Annotated in this window: 18 protein-coding genes; 12 read left to right on the forward strand and 6 right to left on the reverse strand. The window is 68.6% G+C overall.

Going from position 1 to position 18,207, the window contains the following annotated elements; genetic code table 11:
* Positions 1-21 precede the first annotated feature (21 nt).
* From KXJ60_RS10070 to KXJ60_RS10080, 3 genes are read left to right on the forward strand one after another with little or no spacing between them, the layout of a single operon-like run.
* Positions 22-1,419, forward strand: a complete 1,398-nt coding sequence (locus tag KXJ60_RS10070; protein WP_291126838.1) for a CHASE3 domain-containing protein — start codon at positions 22-24, stop codon at positions 1,417-1,419.
* Positions 1,416-2,765, forward strand: coding sequence for an ATP-binding protein (locus KXJ60_RS10075; RefSeq protein ID WP_291126840.1), 1,350 nt, complete (start codon positions 1,416-1,418; stop codon positions 2,763-2,765). Before KXJ60_RS10070 ends, KXJ60_RS10075 begins: the two co-directional genes overlap by 4 nt.
* 22 nt (positions 2,766-2,787) lie before the next feature.
* Positions 2,788-3,474: a DUF1345 domain-containing protein gene (locus KXJ60_RS10080; protein ID WP_291126842.1), complete on the forward strand. Its 687-nt coding sequence runs from the start codon at positions 2,788-2,790 to the stop codon at positions 3,472-3,474.
* 23 nt (positions 3,475-3,497) lie between these two features.
* On the opposite strand, the gene KXJ60_RS10085 is transcribed toward KXJ60_RS10080, so the two are convergent.
* On the reverse strand, positions 3,498-3,662 hold the full coding sequence (locus KXJ60_RS10085; protein WP_291126844.1) for a hypothetical protein: 165 nt from the start codon (positions 3,660-3,662) through the stop codon (positions 3,498-3,500).
* A gap of 229 nt (positions 3,663-3,891) precedes the next feature.
* Between KXJ60_RS10085 and pyk the strand changes: the two genes are divergently transcribed.
* Positions 3,892-5,328, forward strand: a complete 1,437-nt coding sequence (gene pyk / locus KXJ60_RS10090; protein ID WP_291126846.1) for a pyruvate kinase — start codon at positions 3,892-3,894, stop codon at positions 5,326-5,328.
* 27 nt (positions 5,329-5,355) lie between these two features.
* On the opposite strand, the gene KXJ60_RS10095 is transcribed toward pyk, so the two are convergent.
* The gene (locus KXJ60_RS10095; RefSeq protein ID WP_291126848.1) at positions 5,356-6,123 is read right to left on the reverse strand and encodes a DUF481 domain-containing protein; all 768 of its coding nucleotides are present in this window, start codon (positions 6,121-6,123) and stop codon (positions 5,356-5,358) included.
* Positions 6,124-6,264: 141 nt separating this feature from the next.
* Here KXJ60_RS10095 and KXJ60_RS10100 point away from each other — a divergent pair, with 141 nt between their 5' ends.
* Positions 6,265-7,179 (forward strand): alpha/beta hydrolase, encoded by a 915-nt coding sequence (locus tag KXJ60_RS10100; protein ID WP_291126850.1) that lies wholly within the window; start codon positions 6,265-6,267, stop codon positions 7,177-7,179.
* Here the strand turns inward: KXJ60_RS10100 and KXJ60_RS10105 are convergent.
* Positions 7,148-7,720, reverse strand: a complete 573-nt coding sequence (locus KXJ60_RS10105) for a phosphatase PAP2 family protein (RefSeq protein WP_291126852.1) — start codon at positions 7,718-7,720, stop codon at positions 7,148-7,150. The genes KXJ60_RS10100 and KXJ60_RS10105 overlap by 32 nt on opposite strands.
* Positions 7,721-7,862: 142 nt before the next feature.
* Here KXJ60_RS10105 and fba point away from each other — a divergent pair, with 142 nt between their 5' ends.
* Positions 7,863-8,927 carry a class II fructose-bisphosphate aldolase gene (gene fba, locus KXJ60_RS10110; RefSeq protein WP_291126854.1) on the forward strand — a complete coding sequence of 355 codons (1,065 nt, stop codon included), beginning with the start codon at positions 7,863-7,865 and terminating at the stop codon, positions 8,925-8,927.
* A 155-nt stretch (positions 8,928-9,082) separates the two neighbouring features.
* Here fba and KXJ60_RS10115 read toward each other — a convergent pair whose 3' ends face one another.
* Positions 9,083-9,910: an IclR family transcriptional regulator gene (locus KXJ60_RS10115; RefSeq protein ID WP_291126857.1), complete on the reverse strand. Its 828-nt coding sequence runs from the start codon at positions 9,908-9,910 to the stop codon at positions 9,083-9,085.
* A gap of 210 nt (positions 9,911-10,120) precedes the next feature.
* Here KXJ60_RS10115 and KXJ60_RS10120 point away from each other — a divergent pair, with 210 nt between their 5' ends.
* From KXJ60_RS10120 to KXJ60_RS10130, 3 genes are all read left to right on the forward strand, one after another.
* Positions 10,121-11,812: a long-chain fatty acid--CoA ligase gene (locus KXJ60_RS10120; RefSeq protein WP_291126859.1), complete on the forward strand. Its 1,692-nt coding sequence runs from the start codon at positions 10,121-10,123 to the stop codon at positions 11,810-11,812.
* An 81-nt stretch (positions 11,813-11,893) separates the two neighbouring features.
* Positions 11,894-12,892, forward strand: coding sequence for a tripartite tricarboxylate transporter substrate binding protein (locus KXJ60_RS10125; RefSeq protein WP_291126861.1), 999 nt, complete (start codon positions 11,894-11,896; stop codon positions 12,890-12,892).
* 128 nt (positions 12,893-13,020) lie between these two features.
* Entirely contained in the window at positions 13,021-13,929 is a 909-nt protein-coding gene (locus KXJ60_RS10130) for a phosphoribosylaminoimidazolesuccinocarboxamide synthase (protein ID WP_291126863.1), read from the forward strand.
* Between the two features lie 200 nt (positions 13,930-14,129).
* Here the strand turns inward: KXJ60_RS10130 and trxA are convergent, their stop codons facing one another.
* Positions 14,130-15,038, reverse strand: a complete 909-nt coding sequence (gene trxA / locus KXJ60_RS10135; RefSeq protein ID WP_291126865.1) for a thioredoxin — start codon at positions 15,036-15,038, stop codon at positions 14,130-14,132.
* Between the two features lie 143 nt (positions 15,039-15,181).
* Here trxA and purE point away from each other — a divergent pair, with 143 nt between their 5' ends.
* From purE to KXJ60_RS10150, 3 genes are read left to right on the forward strand one after another with little or no spacing between them, the layout of a single operon-like run.
* Entirely contained in the window at positions 15,182-15,670 is a 489-nt protein-coding gene (gene purE, locus KXJ60_RS10140) for a 5-(carboxyamino)imidazole ribonucleotide mutase (RefSeq protein ID WP_291126867.1), read from the forward strand.
* Positions 15,667-16,905, forward strand: coding sequence for a 5-(carboxyamino)imidazole ribonucleotide synthase (locus KXJ60_RS10145; protein ID WP_291126869.1), 1,239 nt, complete (start codon positions 15,667-15,669; stop codon positions 16,903-16,905). The genes purE and KXJ60_RS10145 overlap by 4 nt, the downstream gene beginning before the upstream one ends.
* Positions 16,906-16,919: 14 nt before the next feature.
* Positions 16,920-17,927, forward strand: coding sequence for an L-threonylcarbamoyladenylate synthase (locus tag KXJ60_RS10150; RefSeq protein WP_291126909.1), 1,008 nt, complete (start codon positions 16,920-16,922; stop codon positions 17,925-17,927).
* Positions 17,928-17,931: 4 nt separating this feature from the next.
* On the opposite strand, the gene KXJ60_RS10155 is transcribed toward KXJ60_RS10150, so the two are convergent.
* Positions 17,932-18,207: a SemiSWEET transporter gene (locus KXJ60_RS10155; protein ID WP_291126871.1), complete on the reverse strand. Its 276-nt coding sequence runs from the start codon at positions 18,205-18,207 to the stop codon at positions 17,932-17,934.

Below are 18,207 nucleotides of genomic sequence, written 5' to 3' on the forward strand. Positions count from 1 at the left end.
GGTACTGCGAACGCGCGATCCATGCCCTCCACCCTCCCCAGGCCCGCCGCGCCATGGCGCACGCCGCTGGCCATCTTTCTGGCGGCGGTGCTGGCATTGGGCGTGGTCATGGGCTCGGAGTGGACGTACCAGCGCGCGCTGCAGTCACTCGCCAGCGTGGGCGCTCGCGACAACGCGCGCACCGCCATCCAGACCGTGATGCGCCGCCTGCTCGATGTGGAAACCGCGCAGCGCGGCTACCTGCTGACCGGGCGCGCGCAGTACCTGGCGCCGTACCAGGCGGCGGAGTCCGACATGGCACATGCGATCAGCCGCCTGCGGGAGCACTACCGCGACGACAAGGAGCTGCTCGCGCTCGTCGACAACCTCGAGATCCGTGTGCTTGAGAAAAGCTCGGAAGTCGCCGAGACCATTGCGCTGTACAACGCCGGCTCCGGCAACGCCTGGCGCGAGCTCATGCTCACCGACATCGGCCGCGAAAAGATGGAGGGCGTGCGCCGTGTGGCCGACGTGCTCCTGGTCACCGAAGAGCGCCGCGTGGCGGGTGAACGCGCCGAGGTGTACCGCACGCTGGCGATTGGCCGGGTGGGGGTGCACAGCCTGGCGTTGCTCAGCCTGCTGGCCTATGTGTTTTTCCTGCGCAAGAACGCCGCCCTGCAGACCAGCCAGGTCGAGCACGCCCGCCACCTGCAGGCCGAGCGCGACTCGCTGGAGCGCCAGGTGCGCGAGCGCACCGAAGAACTCGCGCACCTCAACCTGAACCTGCAGGAGCTGCGCGATGGCGAGCGCAGCCGGCTCGCGCGCGCCCTGCACGACGACCTGGGTGCCCTGCTCACCACCGCCAAGCTCGATCTCACTCGGCTGCGCCACGCCCTGCGCAACACGGAGCCCGAGGTGGCCGAGCGCCTGCAGCACCTGAGCGTGGCGCTGGACGACGGCATCGGCACCAAGCGCCGCATGATGGAGGAGCTCATGCCCTCCACGCTGCACAACCTGGGCCTGCAAGCCGCCATCGAGCAGCGCGCAGACGAATTCCAGCAGCGCACCGGCGTGCCTGTGGAACGGGCGATTCAATCGATGCAGCTGGATGTGTCTTCCGGCCAGGCGCTCTTTGCGGTGGTGCAAGGGGCGCTCGCCAATATCGAACAGCATGCGGGCGCCCGGCACGTGTCGTTGCGGCTGGCGTCCGAAGGCACGCAGGTGCTGGTGGAAGTGATCGACGACGGCAGAGGCTTTGACGGGCACATGGGCTCGACCTCTGCCAGCGGCTTGAAAAACCTGCGTCACCGCATTGAATCCCTGGGCGGCCAGTTCCTGGTGCGCTCCGTTCCCGGCTCGGGCACCCGCATCGAAGCGCGTGTGCCAGGCCTCCCCCGTCCGTCCCCCTCCACCCCTCACAGCGCGATGAGCAACCCATGATCAAGTCGTCGATCGAACGCGTGGCGCGCAACCGCTACGGGATGCCCATCATCCTGGCGCTGGCCCTGATCATGGTGGTGGTCAATGAGAGCAGCTACCAGCACTCGCGCTCCACACTGGCGCAGGGCATCACGCTGAGCGATGCCCGGCAGAAGGCCGCGCGCACCCTGCAGGCGCTCACCGATGCCGAAGCGGCGGCCCGCGCTTTCATGCTCGGGGCGCAGCAGGTCGACCTGGCGAACTACCGGGAGGCCATCAACGAGATGGAGGGCGTGCAGCAAGACGCCTTTCAGCGGCTGGCCGAGCTGGACCCGCAGCGCACGGTGTCGGTGGACGACGTGCGCAAGCGCCTGGACGAGCGCAAGGCCACGCTGGACGAATGGATCCGCATGACCGAGCAGGGCCGGCGCACCGCTGCGCAAGCGCTCGCCGTGAGCGACCAGGGCCGCCTGCGCTACGCCGAGCTGCGCCAGGCGTTCGAATTCGTGCTGGAGCGTGCGGCGGCCATCCAGCAGACCGCGCGCGTGTCGCTGTACGACGCGATGATGATCAACCGGCTGGCCATTCACCTGCTGGTGCTGGTGGCGCTGGTGGCGCTGGTGCTGTTCATGCGCCAGTTGCGCGAGAGCGATGCACGCAAGGCCGAGGAGCACCAGCGGCTGGCCACGCAAGTGGCCCTGCGCACCGCCGCCCTGCGCAACCTGGCGGGCCACCATGTGCACGCCCGGGAAGACGAGCGCGGCCGCGTCGCGCGCGAGCTGCACGACGAAATGGGCGGCCTGCTCACCGCGATGAAACTGGAGATCGCGCGCCTGCGCCGCGTGCCCGACGTGCCCGCCGCCGCCATGGAGCGCCTGGCCAGCATCGAGCTGCGGCTGAACGAAGGCATTGCGGTGAAGCGCCGCATCATCGAGCACCTGCGTCCCTCTTCGCTGGACCAGCTGGGCCTGATTCCCGCGCTGGAGATGTTGTGCGAAGACGCCGCTGGCCGCCTGGGCATTGCCGTGAACACCCGGCTGGCGCCGGTCCAGCTCGACAAGGACGCCGAGCTCACGGTGTACCGGCTGGTGCAGGAGTCGCTCACCAACGTGCAGAAGTACGCCAAGGCCCGCGAGGTGCAGGTGGTGCTGGAGCAAGAGAGCGACACCGTGCGCATTTCGGTGCAGGACAACGGGCGCGGCTTCGACATCGACAGCGTGCCGTCCGGCCATCACGGCCTGCTGGGCATGCGGGTGCGCGTGGAGTCGCATGCCGGCCAGCTGCACATCCGCAGCAATGCGCGCGAAGGCACGCGCGTGGAGGCCGAGCTGCCCGCGCGCAAAACGCCGGACGCCGCGACCGCCTGATGGGTGCACACTCCAGCCCATCGTGTCCCACCCACCCCCGGCCCACCATCGCCTGACCCACCTCTCGGCCTGGCAGCGCCAGGCGGCGGCGCTCCTGCCGGCTGCGGTGGTGGGCATGGCCGGCGCCACCTGGGTGCCCGGCGCAGGGGTGGTGCCCTGGCTGATGGCGTGGGTGGCCTACTGCCTGGCTTATGTGGGCCTCGTGTGGCACCTCGCCTCCAGGCTGGATGCCGCGGCCACGCGCCAACGCGCGCAGCGCGAAGACCCGGGCGCCGTGATGCTGTTTGTGCTGGTGACCGCCGCCGCGTGCGCAAGCCTGATGGCCGTGGCCATGAACGTGAACGCGACGCAGGCGCTGCAGGGATGGTCGAAGGCGCTGGGGCTTGTGTTGATGGGCCTGTCGCTGACGGGCGCGTGGCTCCTGATCCAGTGCGTGTTCACGCTGCACTACGCGCGGGTGTACTACCGCAGCGCGGTGGGCGATGGCGAGCCCCGGCGCGGGCTGGCCTTTCCCGACCACAAGGACCCGGACTATCTGGACTTGCTGTACTACAGCGCGGTGGTGGGCATGACCTCACAGGTGTCTGACGTGTCGATCCGCAGCCGCGCCATGCGGCACCTCACGCTGCTGCACGCCCTGCTCTCTTTCGCTTTCAACCTGGTGGTGCTGGCCACAGCGGTCAACGTGTTTGCCGGCGCGGGCCACTGACCCGAAAAAGACGCAGGAGACACTCAGGGCGAGGGCGTGAAAGTCAGGGACGTGACGGCCGTGCCCAGGCTGGACACCGCCCGCACGAAATGGGCTTCGACATCAAACCACGGGTGCACCGCCGCCGCGGACAGCGCGATCAGCAGCGTGGCGACATAACCAACAACGGCGCGGGCAGGTAGGTGCATGACTCCTCCGGTACAGGGGGCTTGAGCGGAGGGCATTCCTGGCCGCATGAGAGCACTGTAGGGGCGGGGACCCGGCTGCAACACCGGACAAAATCCTGTCGCTGCGTCAGCGCATTCCTACATCGAAGGACCGCAGGCAGGCGCTGCGTAACCGGGCCGTAACTGGTTTCACAGATAATTGAAACCAAATTACAAACCGGCCTTGACGGCCTTTTCGGAGACCCCTTCCATGAAGATCATGCGCGCCACCAAAATCGTTGCCACCCTGGGTCCTGCATCGAGCGATCCCGACCTGCTCGAGCGGATGATCCGCGCCGGTGTCAACGTGGTCCGGCTCAATTTCTCCCACGGCACCGCCCAGGACCACATCGACCGCGCCGAGCTGGTGCGCGCGGCCGCCCAGCGCGCCGGCCGCGAGGTCGGCATCATGGCCGACCTGCAAGGTCCCAAGATCCGCGTGGGCAAGTTCGCACAGGGCAAGGTGTTCCTGGAACCGGGCATGCCGTTCGTGCTGGATGCCTCGCGCACGGAGCTGGGCGACATCGAAGGCGTGGGGCTGGACTACAAGGAACTCCCGCGCGACGTGGCCGCCGGCGACACCCTGCTGCTCAACGACGGCCTGATCGTGCTCACCGTGAACAAGGTGGTGGGCCCGGCGGTGCACACCAGCGTGAAGCTCGGCGGTGAGCTCTCGAACAACAAGGGCATCAACAAGCAGGGCGGCGGCCTGACCGCGCCCGCGCTCACCGCCAAGGACATGGACGACATCAAGACCGCCATGGGCCTGAAGGCCGACTACGTGGCGGTGAGCTTCCCCAAGAACGCCACCGACATGGAGCTGGCGCGCCAGCTCTGCAACGTGGCCGGCGCCGCGCTGGGTCACAAGCCTGCCCTGATTGCCAAGATCGAACGCGCCGAAGCCATTCCCGAACTGGCCAGCATCCTCAAGGTGTCCGACGGCATCATGGTCGCGCGGGGCGACCTCGCGGTGGAGGTGGGCAACGCCGCGGTGCCGGGGCTGCAGAAGCACATGATCCGGCTCGCCCGCGAGATGGACAAGGTGGTGATCACCGCCACGCAGATGATGGAATCGATGATCGTCAACCCGGTGCCCACGCGCGCCGAGGTGAGCGACGTGGCCAACGCCGTGCTCGACGGCACCGACGCGGTGATGCTCAGCGCCGAAACCGCCGCCGGCCGCTACCCGCTGGAGACCGTGATGGAGATGGCCAACATCTGCTCGGAGGCCGAGAAGGCGGAGTACCGCGAGCTCTCCGCCGACTTCCAGGGCAAGACCTTCAAGCGCATCGACCAGTCCATTGCCATGGGCGCGCTGTTCACGGCGCACCACCTGGGCGCCAAGGCCATCGTGGCGCTGACCGATTCGGGCTCCACCGCGCTGTGGATGAGCCGGCACAACGTGCGCATGCCGATCTACGCCATGACGCCCAACCTCTCGACGCAGCGCCGCATGACGCTCTACCGCAACGTGCGCCCGCTGCTGATGGACAACAGCACCGACCGCGACTCGGCCCTGCTCGATGCCGAGGCGCACCTCAAGAAGCGCGGCATCGTGCAGACCGGCGACGTGTACGCCATCACCGTGGGCGAGCCCATGGGACAGCCCGGTGGCACCAACACGCTGAAGATCTGCAAGGCGGCCTGAAGCCCTGCACGGGTGTCGCCGCGGTCCTCAGTCCAGGCGCAGCGACACACCCGTGACGAACATCGCGTCACCCTTGCGCAGGGTGCCGCCCGGATCGCTGTCGTAGCGGTAGCTCAAGCCCGCCGAGAGGTTGAGCGACTGCGTCATGGCGACGGTGAGGCCGGTGTCGAACACGGCGCGGTACTTGCCCGAGTCGCGCAGGTCGGGGTACAGCGCAAACTTCTGGCGCAGGCTCGTCGTCTCGGTGAGCTTGTGGCTGGACTCCTCCGCCAGCACCAGCTCCAGCCGGCCATAGCGGTCGCGCTGCGCGCCCGCGATGTCGGTGGCGTTGACGTAGCGGTCGTAGGTGTAGCCCAGACCGCCGGACACATCGAAATACCCGCGCTCATTGGCCCAGACGTGCCGGCCCACACCGCTGGCCACCGAATAGCGCGCCGAGATGTTGGCCAGCTTGTCGCGCAAGGTTTCCCCCGAGCCGAAGCCGAACCAGTCGGTGGAGAAGTCGCGGTTGTACTGGGTGCGCAGCGCGTAGCGCTCGGTCGTGTTCACGCCATCGTTGCGCGCGTAGTCGGCCTTGGCGTTCCAGGTCCATTTGTCGTAGGTGGTCTGGTTCGCGCCCTCGGCCGCGAGGTTCAGCGTGCCGGCGTTGTTGTTGCCGGACGAGACGTTGGCGCCTGCGGTGAGCAGGTAGCGCCACTGGCCATCGGGTTTGAGCGTGACCTGCGCCTGGGACAGCGCCGGCAAGAGAAGACCAGCGGCAGAGGACAGCGTCACGATCAGGGTGCGACAGGGCATGAAAATCCTTTCTTTTTGTGCATCGAAGTGGCGGGTTCACACTGGAGGACTCCCCGTTGCCCCGTCGCAGTTCCCCGGGTTTTGTGACGATTCGTATCTGCAGCGCCCCCCGCGCTGAATCCAGGCGCAGCGCAACTGCGTATGTCCAAGATGTCCCAGCCGTCCTTCTCTTCATCTGCCACCCCGATGTCTCGCCGCCGCCGCTGGCTCGCCGCCCTCGGCCTGCTGCCGCTGCTGCAGGCGTGTTCGCCCCTGCGCCTGATCAACGCCACCGTCGCCCGCGACACGCACACCGTGCAGCGCGACCTGGCCTACGGCAGCGAACCCCGCCAGCGCGCCGACGTCTACCTGCCCGCCGTCACGGCCAGCCACGCCCCCATCGCTGTGTTCTTTTATGGCGGCAGCTGGAGCAGCGGCGAGCGGGGCGACTACCGCTTCGTGGGCGAAGCGCTGGCCTCGCGCGGCATCGTCACCGTGGTGGCCGACTACCGCCTCAGCCCCGAAGTGCGCTACCCGGTCTTTCTGCAGGACAGCGCGCAAGCGGTGCGCTGGGCGGCCGAGCGCGCAGCTTCGTTCGGCGCCTCGCGCGAGCGCCTCTTCATCGTGGGCCACAGTGCCGGGGCCTACAACGCGGCGATGCTCGCGCTCGACCCGCGCTGGCTGGCCGGGGTGAAGCTGTCGCCGCAGCAGCTTGCCGGCTGGGTCGGCCTGGCCGGCCCCTACGACTTCCTGCCCATCGGTATCCCCGAAGTGCAGGTGGCGTTCGAGTGGCCCAAGACGCCCGCCGACTCCCAACCCCTCTTTCATGCGCAGGCCGGCCATGCCAAGCCGCACCGAACGCTGTTGCTCGCGGCCAGGAGCGACCTGCTCGTGAACCCGCAACGCAACACCGTGGCGCTCGCGCAGACCTTGCAGCAGCAAGGCGCTGCCGTGGACATGGCGCTGTTCGAGCGCGTGAACCACGCCACCCTGATCGGCGCCATGGCCCGCCCACTGCGGGGGCTCGCACCCGTGCTCGAGCGCGTCAGCGGGTTTCTGAACCCGCCATCGGCCTGAGCGCGGGCGCGGCACGTCGACGACCCACCCAGGCCAGACATTGCCGCGCAGTCACGGCGCTCGCGATGCCCAAGGTCACACCGGCCGCCAAGTCCGAGACGAAATGCAGGCCCAGAAACACGCGGCTCCAGGCGATGGCCAGCGCCATCCCGCCCGCCACCACCAGCCACACCCGGGGGTGCCTGGGCGCAAACAGCGCCAGACCCAGGGCCCAGGCGGCGGCCACGGCCGCATGAAAGCTGGGAAAGCTGGCGCTGGCCGAATGCGCCAGCCACTGCTGCCCCACCCCCAGTTCGAACGGCCGCGCGACATGCACGGCCTCCCGGATGCCACGCACCGTCAACCAGGCCAGCACCATGGCCAGGCACACGCCCAGCAACTGCCGGCGCGCAGCCGGCCCGAACAGCACCAGCGGCACCAGGGCCACGATGGCCAGCGGGGGCAGATCGGTGGACACCCAGCGCCCCAGCGCGAGCAGCCAGCTCGGGGTGTGGGCGGTGGCGTTGAGGGCGAGAAAGAGCCAGGTGTCGAATGCGGTCATAGGCTGCCTTGGGTTGGCAACCAGTCTGGCTCGCACATATGAAGGCCGTGTGAAATGACACGCGCCGCCAGCTTCCCCGTTGCAAGTCGAAAGTTAAAATGCCGGGTTACATCACGGTTACCAACTGATTAAGGGGAATCTCATGGCGCTCGTTTCCATGCGCGAACTGCTCGACCACGCCGCGGCCAACGGCTACGGCATTCCGGCGTTCAACGTCAACAACCTCGAACAGGTGCAGGCCGTGATGGCCGCCGCCGACGAAGTGGGCGCGCCGGTGATCCTGCAAGCCAGCGCCGGTGCCCGCAAGTACGCGGGTGAGCCCTTCATCAAGCACCTGATCCTGGCGGCCATGGAGGCCTATCCGCACATTCCGCTGGTGATGCACCAGGACCACGGCACCTCGCCCAAAGTCTGCGAAGGCGCGATCAACCTGGGCTTTGGCTCGGTGATGATGGACGGCTCGCTGATGGAAGACGGCAAGACGCCCGCTTCCTTTGAATACAACACCGAGGTCACCCGCAAGGTGGTGGAGATGGCGCACAAGGTCGGCGTCACGGTGGAGGGCGAACTCGGTTGCCTGGGCAACCTGGAAACCGGCGAAGCCGGCGAAGAAGACGGCATTGGCGCCGAAGGCAAGCTGGACCACAGCCAGATGCTGACCGACCCCGAAGAGGCGGCCCAGTTCGTGAAGGCCACGCAGCTCGACGCGCTGGCCATCGCCATCGGCACCAGCCACGGCGCCTACAAGTTCAGCCGCCCGCCCACCGGGGACATCCTGGCCATCAGCCGCGTGAAGGAAATCCACAAGCGCATTCCCAACACCCACCTGGTGATGCACGGCTCGTCTTCCGTGCCGGCCGATCTGCTGGCGATCATCAACCAGTACGGCGGCAAGATGAAGGAAACCTACGGCGTGCCCGTGAAGGAAATCCAGGAAGCCATCAAGCACGGCGTGCGCAAGATCAACATCGACACCGACATCCGCCTGGCCATGACCGGCGCCGTGCGCAAGTTCCTGGCCGAAAACCCGGACAAGTTCGATGCCCGCGAATGGCTCAAGCCCGCCCGCGAAGCCGCCAAGCAGATTTGCAAGCAGCGCTACCTCGAGTTCGGCTGCGAAGGCCAGGGCAGCAAGATCAAGGGCGAGAGCCTGCAGGTGATCGCGGCAAAGTACGCCAAGGGCGATCTGGCCCAGGTCGTGAACTGAGCGCCACCCGCCTCTGCCAACGCCACCCTCGCGGTGGCGTTTTTCATGGGCATCAAGATGCGAAGTGCTTTGCTCCAGAGGCACCGCCGGGCCGGCTTTGCCGGACGGCCAGTGCCGCCCCCTTGAGGGGGTCGCGCGGAGCGCGGCAGGGGTGTTCAGTCTTCCCAACCCGCCGCCTGAATCGCCGCCACGATCTCGCGCCCCGTGCGCACCAGCGCAGGGCCGAAGTCGTCGTGCAGCAGCGCGCCCTGCAAGCGCGAAGCCGGCCCGCCGACGGTGAGCGCCAGCGGCTCGCGGCCGTCGCCCAGGTCGATGCCCACGCCAATGGCGGCGATCTCGCTCTCCCACTCGGACTCGGACGTGGCGTAGCCGAGCTCGGCGCAGTCGGCTTCGGCGCGCCGCAAGCCGGCTTCGCGGGCCGGCCAGCGCGCGGCATCCTGCGCCTGCAGGCGCCGCGCCATCAAGGCCCGGCTGCCCGCCGGGGCAGCGCACCAGATGGCGCGGCCCATGGCGGTCTCGGCAAACGGCAGGCGCGTGCCCACGTCCAGCCCGAGGATGAGCCGCGCCGTGCTGCGGCAGTGGGCCACGTACACCACCGAGGTGTCGTGCCGCACACCCAGCGAAATGGCGGCCTGGGTGTGCTCGGCCAGCGTCTCCATGAAAGGCCGGGCAATGCGCCCCACCTCGAAGTTGGACAGCACGCTGAAGCCCAGCGCCAGCACGGCCGGGCTCAGCGCGTATTCGCCCGTGGCCGCGCGGTGGCGCAGGTAGCCCAGGCTGGTGAGCGTGAACGTGAGGCGCGACACCGTGGCCTGCGGCAGGCCGGTGCGCCGCGCCAGCTCCTGGTGTGCGAGCCAGCGGTCGGCCGGGCCAAAGCTGCGCAGCACCGTCAGCCCGCGCGCCAGCGCGGTGACAAAACGGCGGTCTTCCGACGGGTCTGCCTGCACAAGCGGCGTGGAGGCGGTGTGGCGCTGGCGTCCCATGGTGCGTGTCCTTTTTCTGCAGATCGGAATATGGCGAGCCCCATCGGCGACCTGTATTCCGCACATCGGAATTCTCTGCCCAGACACACGGGCAACCGATGCTCGCTTTCCCTGATGAGCATTTACATGCCTCATCGTCGCGCCGTATATTGTGAATGCGATCACATGGTTTTCCGCTCAGCGGAATGACCGCCAGCCCACACCAGTCGCATGACGCCCTCCCTTTCGGCCCACTGGCCCCCCGGCCTGCCGCGCCACCTGACGCTGCCGCAGACGCACGTCTTCCACAACCTCGAGGTTTCGGCCCGGCGCTACCCCGACAAGCCCTTCATCGTCTTCTACGACACGCCGCTGACCTACGCCGATTTCCTGCGCGAGGCCGAGCACATCGCCGGCTACCTGCAGCAGGTGTGCGGCGTCAAGCCGGGCGACCGCGTGCTGCTGTGCATGCAGAACAGCCCGCAGTGGGCGCTGGCGTTCTACGGCATCCTGCGCGCCAACGCGGTGGCGGTGCCGGTGAACCCGATGAACCGCGTCGAAGAGCTGCGCCACTGCCTCACCGACAGCGGCGCGCAGGTGGCCTTCGTGGCCCAGGACCTGTTGCCACAGGTACGCCCGCTGCTCGCACCGGCCGGCGCGGCCGATGGCCTGCGCCATGTGGTGGTGGCCACCTACAGCGACCACCTCCGCGGCCCGACCGACCTGCGCGTGCCCGAATTCGTGGCCGCGCCACGCATGCCGGTGGCGGGTGAAGGCGTGGTGGCCTGGGCCGACGCCATTGCCGCCAAACACACGCCCGGACCCGTCATCACCGGCCCGGACGACCTGTGCACCATGCCCTACACCTCGGGCACCACCGGCCTGCCCAAGGGCTGCATGCACACCCACCGCAGCGTGATGAGCACGCTGGTGGGCGGTGCGCGCTGGTTCGGCACCTCGCAGGACACGGTGTGCCTGGCCGTGCTGCCGTTCTTTCACGTCACCGGCCTGGCCGGCAGCCTCAATGGACCCCTGTATGCCGGCGCCACGCTGGTCGTGCTCTCGCGCTGGGACCGCGAAGTCGCCGCCATCTGCATGCAGCGCTACCGCGTCACGGTGTGGCAGGCGATCTCCACCATGGTGATCGACTTCCTCGCCCACCCGCAGATCGAACAGGTGGACCTCGCCAGCCTCGCGTGCATTCGCGGCGGTGGCGCAGCCATGCCCGACGCGGTGGCCGCGCGCCTCAAGGCCCTCACGGGCCTGGACTACATCGAGGGCTACGGCATGTCAGAGACCATGGCTGCCACCCACATCAACCCGCTGCACCGGCCCAAGGCGCAGTGCCTGGGCATTCCGGTGTTCGATGTGGACGCCCGCGTGGTCGACCCCGACACGCTGGCGGAGCTCGCGCACGGCGACACCGGCGAGATCGTGGTGCACGGCCCGCAGGTCATGCAGGGCTACTGGCGCAATCCGCAGGCCACGCGCGAGTCTTTCGTCGAGATCGACGGCCGGCGCTTCCTGCGCACCGGCGACCTCGGGCACGTGGACGCGGACGGCTACTTCTTCATGACCGACCGCCTCAAACGCATGATCAACGCCAGCGGCTTCAAGGTGTGGCCAGCCGAGGTGGAGGCGCTCATGTACCACCACCCCGCCATCCAGGAAGCCTGCGTGATCGGCGTGCGCGACCCGCGCCGCGGCGAAACCGTCAAGGCGCTGGTGGTGCTGCGGCCCGGGCAGCGCGGCCAGGTCAGCGAGCAGGACGTGATCGACTGGGCGCACGGCCACATGGCCGCCTACAAAAGCCCCCGCATCGTTGAATTCGTGGAGGCGCTGCCCCGCTCGGGCAGTGGCAAGGTGATGTGGCGCGAACTGCAGGAGCAGCAAGCCGCTCGCGATGCCGCCCACCCTCCCTGACACCCACAGCACCCGCGCAGCGCCCACCCCCCCGCGCCGCATCCCCCGCCGACCCGGCACCCCCAAGAAGGAGACAACACCATGAAGAACACGACACCCCCATCGCAGCGCCGGCGAGCCCTGCTGCTGGCGGCCGCCGCTGCCACCGCCGGCGTGGCCCCGTTCAGCGTGGCCCAGGCGCAAGCCCAGGCCTACCCCAGCCGACCGGTCACGCTCATCATTCCGTGGCCCGCCGGCGGCTCCACCGACCGCCACCTGCGCGCACTGGCCGAGATCGCCAGCAAACACCTGGGCCAGCCCATCGTGGTCGAAAACCGCCCGGGCGCCGGCGGCACCCTCGGCCCCAGCACCATGGCGCAAACCGCCAAGCCCGACGGCTACACCATCGCCCAGTTCCCGCTCGGCCTGCTGCGCATGCCGCACATGCAGAAGACCAACTGGGACCCGCTGACCGACTTCACCTACATCATCGGCGTCTCGGGCTACACCTTCGGCCTCACCGTGAAAGCCGACTCGCCCTACAAGACCTTCAAGGAATACATCGAGGCCGCGCGCAAGCAACCGGGCGCCATCAACTACGGCTCCACCGGCACCGGCAGCAGCCCGCACCTGCTGATGGAAGAACTGGCCGGCAACGCCAAGGTGCAACTCACCCACGTGCCCTTCAAAGGCAACGCCGACCTGCAGGCCGCGCTGCTCGGCGGCCACGTGATGGCGCAAAGCGATGCCAGCGGCTGGGACAAATACGTCGACGGCGGCCAGATGCGCCTGCTGGTCACCTTTGGCGAGCAGCGCACCCAGCGCTGGCCCGAAGTGCCCACCGCGCAGGAGCTCGGCTACAACGTGGTGTCCACCTCGCCCTACGGCCTGGCAGGCCCCAAGGGCATGGACCCCGCCATCACCAAGGTGCTGCACGACGCCTTCAAGAAAGCCATGGAAGACCCCAAGCACATCGAAGTGCTGGGCCAGCTCAACCAGGCCATGTGGTACCGCAACGGCGAGGACTACCGCAAGTGGGCCGCCGAGACGTACGCCAAGGACAAGGCCCTCATCGAACGCCTCGGACTGGCGGCGAAGTAAGCGCAGCGCAGGCGGACCGCGCGTTCGACCCGGGCCGCCGCCAACTTGCGATAATCGCCCGGAATGGTTCAAAGCCCGTTGGCTGTTCAACGGGCTTTTTTCTTGTCCCGCTTATCCCCGATCCGACCATGACCTCTGCCTTGCACACCTCGGCCCTCACCTCCCTGCCCTTGCTGGCACGCGGCAAGGTGCGCGACAACTACGCCGTGGGCGACGACCGCATCCTGATGGTGGCCAGCGACCGCATCAGCGCCTTCGACGTGATCATGGGTGAGCCGATCCCCGGCAAGGGCGAGCTCCTCACCCGGCTCTCGCTGTTCTGGTTCGACCAGCTCGGCCCCAAGGGCCTGAACATCTGCCCGATCCACCTGACGGGCGAGGCGCCCGAGAGCGTGGTTTCCGCGGCGGAAGCCCCACAGGTCACCGGCCGTTCGATGCTGGTGCAACGCCTCAAGCCGATCCCTGTGGAAGCCGTGGTGCGCGGCTACCTCGCGGGCAGCGGCTGGAAGGAATACCAGGAGAGCCGCTCGGTCTGCGGCGTGAAGCTGCCCGAAGGCCTGCAAAACGCCTCGCCGCTGCCCGAGCCGATCTACACTCCGGCCGCCAAGGCGGCCATGGGCGAGCACGACGAAAACATCACCTTCGAGCGCACGGTGGAGATGATCGGCGCCGACCTGGCCGCGCAGATCCGCGACGTGTCGATCCGGCTCTACAAGGCGGCTGCGGCGATCGCGCTCAAGAAGGGCATCATCATTGCGGACACCAAGTTCGAGTTTGGCCTGGACCCGGCCGGCCAGCTCGTGTTGATGGACGAAGTGCTCACCCCCGACAGTTCGCGCTACTGGCCCGCCGAAAGCTACGTGGTGGGGCAGAACCCGCCCAGCTACGACAAGCAGTTCCTGCGCGACTGGCTGGAAACCGCGCAGGTGGGCGGCAAGCCCTGGGACAAGACCCCGCCAGCGCCGCGCCTGCCCCGCGAGGTGATCGAGAAAACCTCGGCCAAATACCAGGAAGCGCTCACGCGCCTGATGGGCTGAGCGCAACGCGCTCGGGCCAAGCCCCACTCCGCCGGACGGCACGCCCATCCGTTCGGGCTGAGACCCCACTCTGCTCGAACCGAGCCCCACTCCGTTCGGGCTGAGCCCCACTCCGTTCGGGCTGAGCCTGTCGAAGCCCCCGCACGCCAGGCTTCGCCAGCGCCCCTCACCAAGCTCGGGACGAACGGGGGCTTTTCAGCTCAGCTCAAGACGACGGACGACAGCCGGCGGCGGTAGGTCGCCACCGTCGGGTCTTCGGGTGGCACCTGGCCTTCGGCCACCTTGGGCTTGGGCGGGTCGATGATGTCCAGAATGGCGATGAAGGTCTTGCGCGCCAGGTCTTCGCTCCACGCCTTGTCGCGCATCAGGATCTCCAGCAACTCGTCCATCGCGGGCACCCACTGGCCGTAGGCCATGAGCAGCTGCGCAAGCGCAAAGCGCGCATCGAAGTCGCGCTTGTTGGCGGCAATCGCCGCCTGCAATTCGGCGGCACGGGCATCGGGGTCGTTCACGTTGGCCTGCGCGTCGCGCGCGGTCATCCAGCGCTGCAGGGAATCGAGGCGGCGCACACCGGCGGCCTTGGCAATGACGGGGGCAAAAGCCACCTTGGCATCGTCGTCCTGCCCCATTTCCAGCAGCAGCTTGACGAGGTCAAAGCGCGCGTCGTCGTTGTTGGGGTCGGTCTGCACGGCCTGCTGCAGCTTGTCCAGCGCGCCTTCCAGGTCGCCCTCTGCCAGCGCATCCTGCGCCTCTGCTTCCACTTCTTCGGCCTGCAGTTCTTCGGCGCTGGGCAGGTGTTTGTCAAGGAAGGCCTTGATCTGCCCTTCGGGCAACGCGCCCATGAAGCCGTCCACAGGCTGGCCGTTGATGAGCAACACACAGGTGGGAATGCTGCGAATGCCGAAGGCGGCGGCGAGTTGCTGCTCCTGGTCGGAGTCGATCTTCACCAGCTTGAAGCGCCCGGCGTAGTCGGTCTCGAGCTTTTCCAGCAACGGGCCGATCACCTTGCAGGGGCCGCACCACGGCGCCCAGAAATCCACCAGCACGGGGGTGTGCATCGAGGCCTCGATGACCTCGGCTTCAAAGTTGGCGACGGTGACGTTGATCATGGGAGGGGGCCTGGGCAAGGCCAACCGCGCAGGGTCGGCGGTCGGCAAACGTAAAATCGACACTTTACCGGAGACGCCCCGCACCGCGGCGCGCGCGACCGGCTCAGCCCCCTGCCGGGGGCCCATCGGCCAGAGGCACCTTCATGAACTCCATCCAAGTGGGCGTGCTCATGGGCTCCAGCAGCGACTGGGACACCATGCAGCACGCCGTGCAGATCCTGCAGGACTTCGGCATTGCACACGAAGCGCGCGTCGTGTCGGCGCACCGCATGCCCGACGACATGTTCACCTACGCCGAGGCCGCCGCCACGCGCGGGCTCAAGGCCATCATCGCGGGCGCGGGGGGCGCTGCCCACCTGCCCGGCATGCTCGCGGCCAAGACCACGGTGCCGGTGCTGGGCGTGCCCGTGGCGAGCAAGCACCTGAGCGGTGTGGACTCGCTGCACAGCATCGTGCAGATGCCCAAAGGCGTGCCCGTGGCCACCTTCGCCATCGGCGCCGCCGGTGCCGCCAACGCGGCGCTGTTTGCCGTGGCCATGCTCGCCAGCCACGACCCGGAACTGCGCCACAAACTCGACACCTTCCGCGCGCAGCAGACCGCTGCAGCCCGCGCGATGACCCTGCCCGCATGACCCTCAACACCCTTCTCCCCGGCAGCCCCTCCGTCAATGGCCAGCAGACCACGCTGGGCGTGATGGGCGGTGGCCAGCTCGGCCGCATGTTTGTGCAGGCGGCGCAGGCCATGGGCTACTTCACCGTGGTGCTCGATCCCGATCCGGCCAGCCCCGCCGGCCTCGTCAGCCACCACCACATCCGAACGGCCTACGACGACGAGCAGGGCCTGGCCCAGCTGATGCAGCGCTGCGACGCCATCACCACCGAATTTGAAAACGTGCCCGCCCATGCGCTGGCCGCGCTCGCCGCGCAGCGGCCGGTGGCACCTTCGGCCGCGTGCGTGGCCGTGGCGCAGGACCGCATCAAGGAAAAGGCGCACTTCGAGCAGTGCGCGCCCATCAGCGGCGTGGCGCCTGCACCGCACGCGGTCATCACCACCGACGCCTCTTTGCGCGCCGTGCCCGACCACCTGCTGCCCGGCATCCTCAAGACCGCGCGCATGGGCTACGACGGCAAGGGCCAGGTGCGCGTGACCACGCGCGAAGCCCTGGCCGCGGCCTGGGACGACCTCGACAAGGTGCCCTGCGTGCTGGAGAAAATGCTGCCCCTGCGTGCCGAATGCTCGGTGATCGTGGCGCGTGGTGCCGACGGCCAGGTGGTGACTTTCCCGGTGCAGAAAAACACGCACCACGACGGCATCCTGGCGCTGACGGAAGTCTTCGACGGCGCGGTGGACGCCACGCTGGCGCAGCGCGCGCAAGCCAGCACGGTCGCGATTGCGAACCACCTGCGCTATGTGGGCGTGCTGTGCGTCGAGTACTTCGTGGTGGACACCGCAGGCGGCACGCTCGACCTCGTCGTCAATGAAATGGCACCGCGCCCCCACAACAGCGGGCATTACACGCAGAACGCCTGCGACGTGTCGCAGTTCGAAGCCCAGGTGCGCGCACTCGCCGGCCTGCCGCTCACACCGCCTCGCCAACACAGCCCGACCATCATGGTCAACCTGCTCGGCGACCTCTGGTTTCAGGCCAACGCGGTGCGTGCGCTGCCCGGCCCGCAGGCGGAATCGCCGCCCTGGGGCGCGGTGCTCGTACTGCCCGGCACCCACCTGCACCTGTACGGCAAGCTCGGTGCGCGCCCGGGCCGCAAGATGGGCCACCTCAACATCACGGGCGCCAGCGTGGCGCAGGTGCGCGACACCACGTCACAGGTGCTGGCGCTGCTGGGCCTGCCCCCCCTGGACGCCTGACCCGCGCCATGCCGCTGCTGCTGTCCGCGAAAGACCCGGCTGCCATCGACGCCGCTGCGCAGCGCCTGGCCGAGGGCTCGCTGGTGGGCATGCCCACCGAAACCGTGTATGGCCTGGCGGCCGACGCCGACAACGCCACGGCGGTGCACCGCATCTTTGAAGCCAAGGGCCGCCCGGCCGATCACCCGCTCATCGTTCACCTCGCGGCCGGCAGCAGCGCCAGCGGCTGGCGCCACGGCGTGGACCACTACGCGCGCGACGTGCCGGCGTTCGCCGCCGCGCTGATGCAGGCCTTCTGGCCCGGGCCGCTCACCCTGATCCTGCCGCGCCGCGAGGGTGTGGCGGCGGTGGCAGCGGGCGGGCAGGATTCAGTCGGCCTGCGCTGCCCGGCACACCCGGTGGCGCAGGCGCTGCTGAAAGCAGCGGCAGCGCGCGGCGTGAATGGCGTCGCCGCGCCCAGCGCCAACCGGTTTGGGCGGGTGAGCCCCACCACCGCCGCGCACGTGGCCGAAGAGTTCACCGCACTGGCCGAGGGCGATCTGCTCATCCTGGACGGCGGTGCCTGCCCCGTGGGCATCGAATCCACCATCGTCGACTGCACGCGACCGCATCCCGTGCTGCTGCGCCCGGGCATGCTCACCACGGCGCAGCTGGAAGCCGCTTGCGGCCAACCGGTGCGCGAGCGCGACGAGGCCGCACCACGCGCCTCGGGCACGCTGGAATCCCACTACGCGCCGCGCGCCAAGGTGCGGCTGATGGATGCCCGCCAGCTGCGCGCCGCGTTTCAGGTGCTGGGCCATGACGCCAAAGGTATCGCGCTCTACGCACGCAGCGCCATGGAGCCGGCGCGCCAGGTGCCACGCCGTCGCATGCCCGACGACGCGGCAGCCGCCGCCCGCGAACTCTTTGCCGTGCTGCGCGAACTCGACGCCACCGGCGTGCGCCTGATCTGGGTGGAAACACCGCCCGAGGGCGTGGAATGGGATGGCGTGCGCGACCGGCTGGAGCGCGCCGCAGCCTGATCCGTCAGCGTCGCGGCGGACGCCCGAAGCGCAGCTTCATCACCAGGATGGCCAGCGCCAGGGCCAGCGTGATGGCGTTGGCCACCACCACCGGCCAGGCGCCCAGGCTCAAGCCGTACAGCAGCCACAGCGCCACGCCGAGGGTGAACGCGCTGTACATGCCCAGCGAAATGCCGCTCACGTCGCGCGTGCGAAACGTCAGCCACGCCTGCGGCACGAAGCTGGCCGTGGTCAGGAAAGCGGCTGCAAAGCCGATGAGGTCACCAAACGCGAGGGTCAC

Origin of the sequence: Hydrogenophaga sp. (genome assembly GCF_019264445.1) — a bacterium.
In the GTDB taxonomy this organism is placed as follows: Bacteria; Pseudomonadota; Gammaproteobacteria; order Burkholderiales; family Burkholderiaceae_C; genus Hydrogenophaga.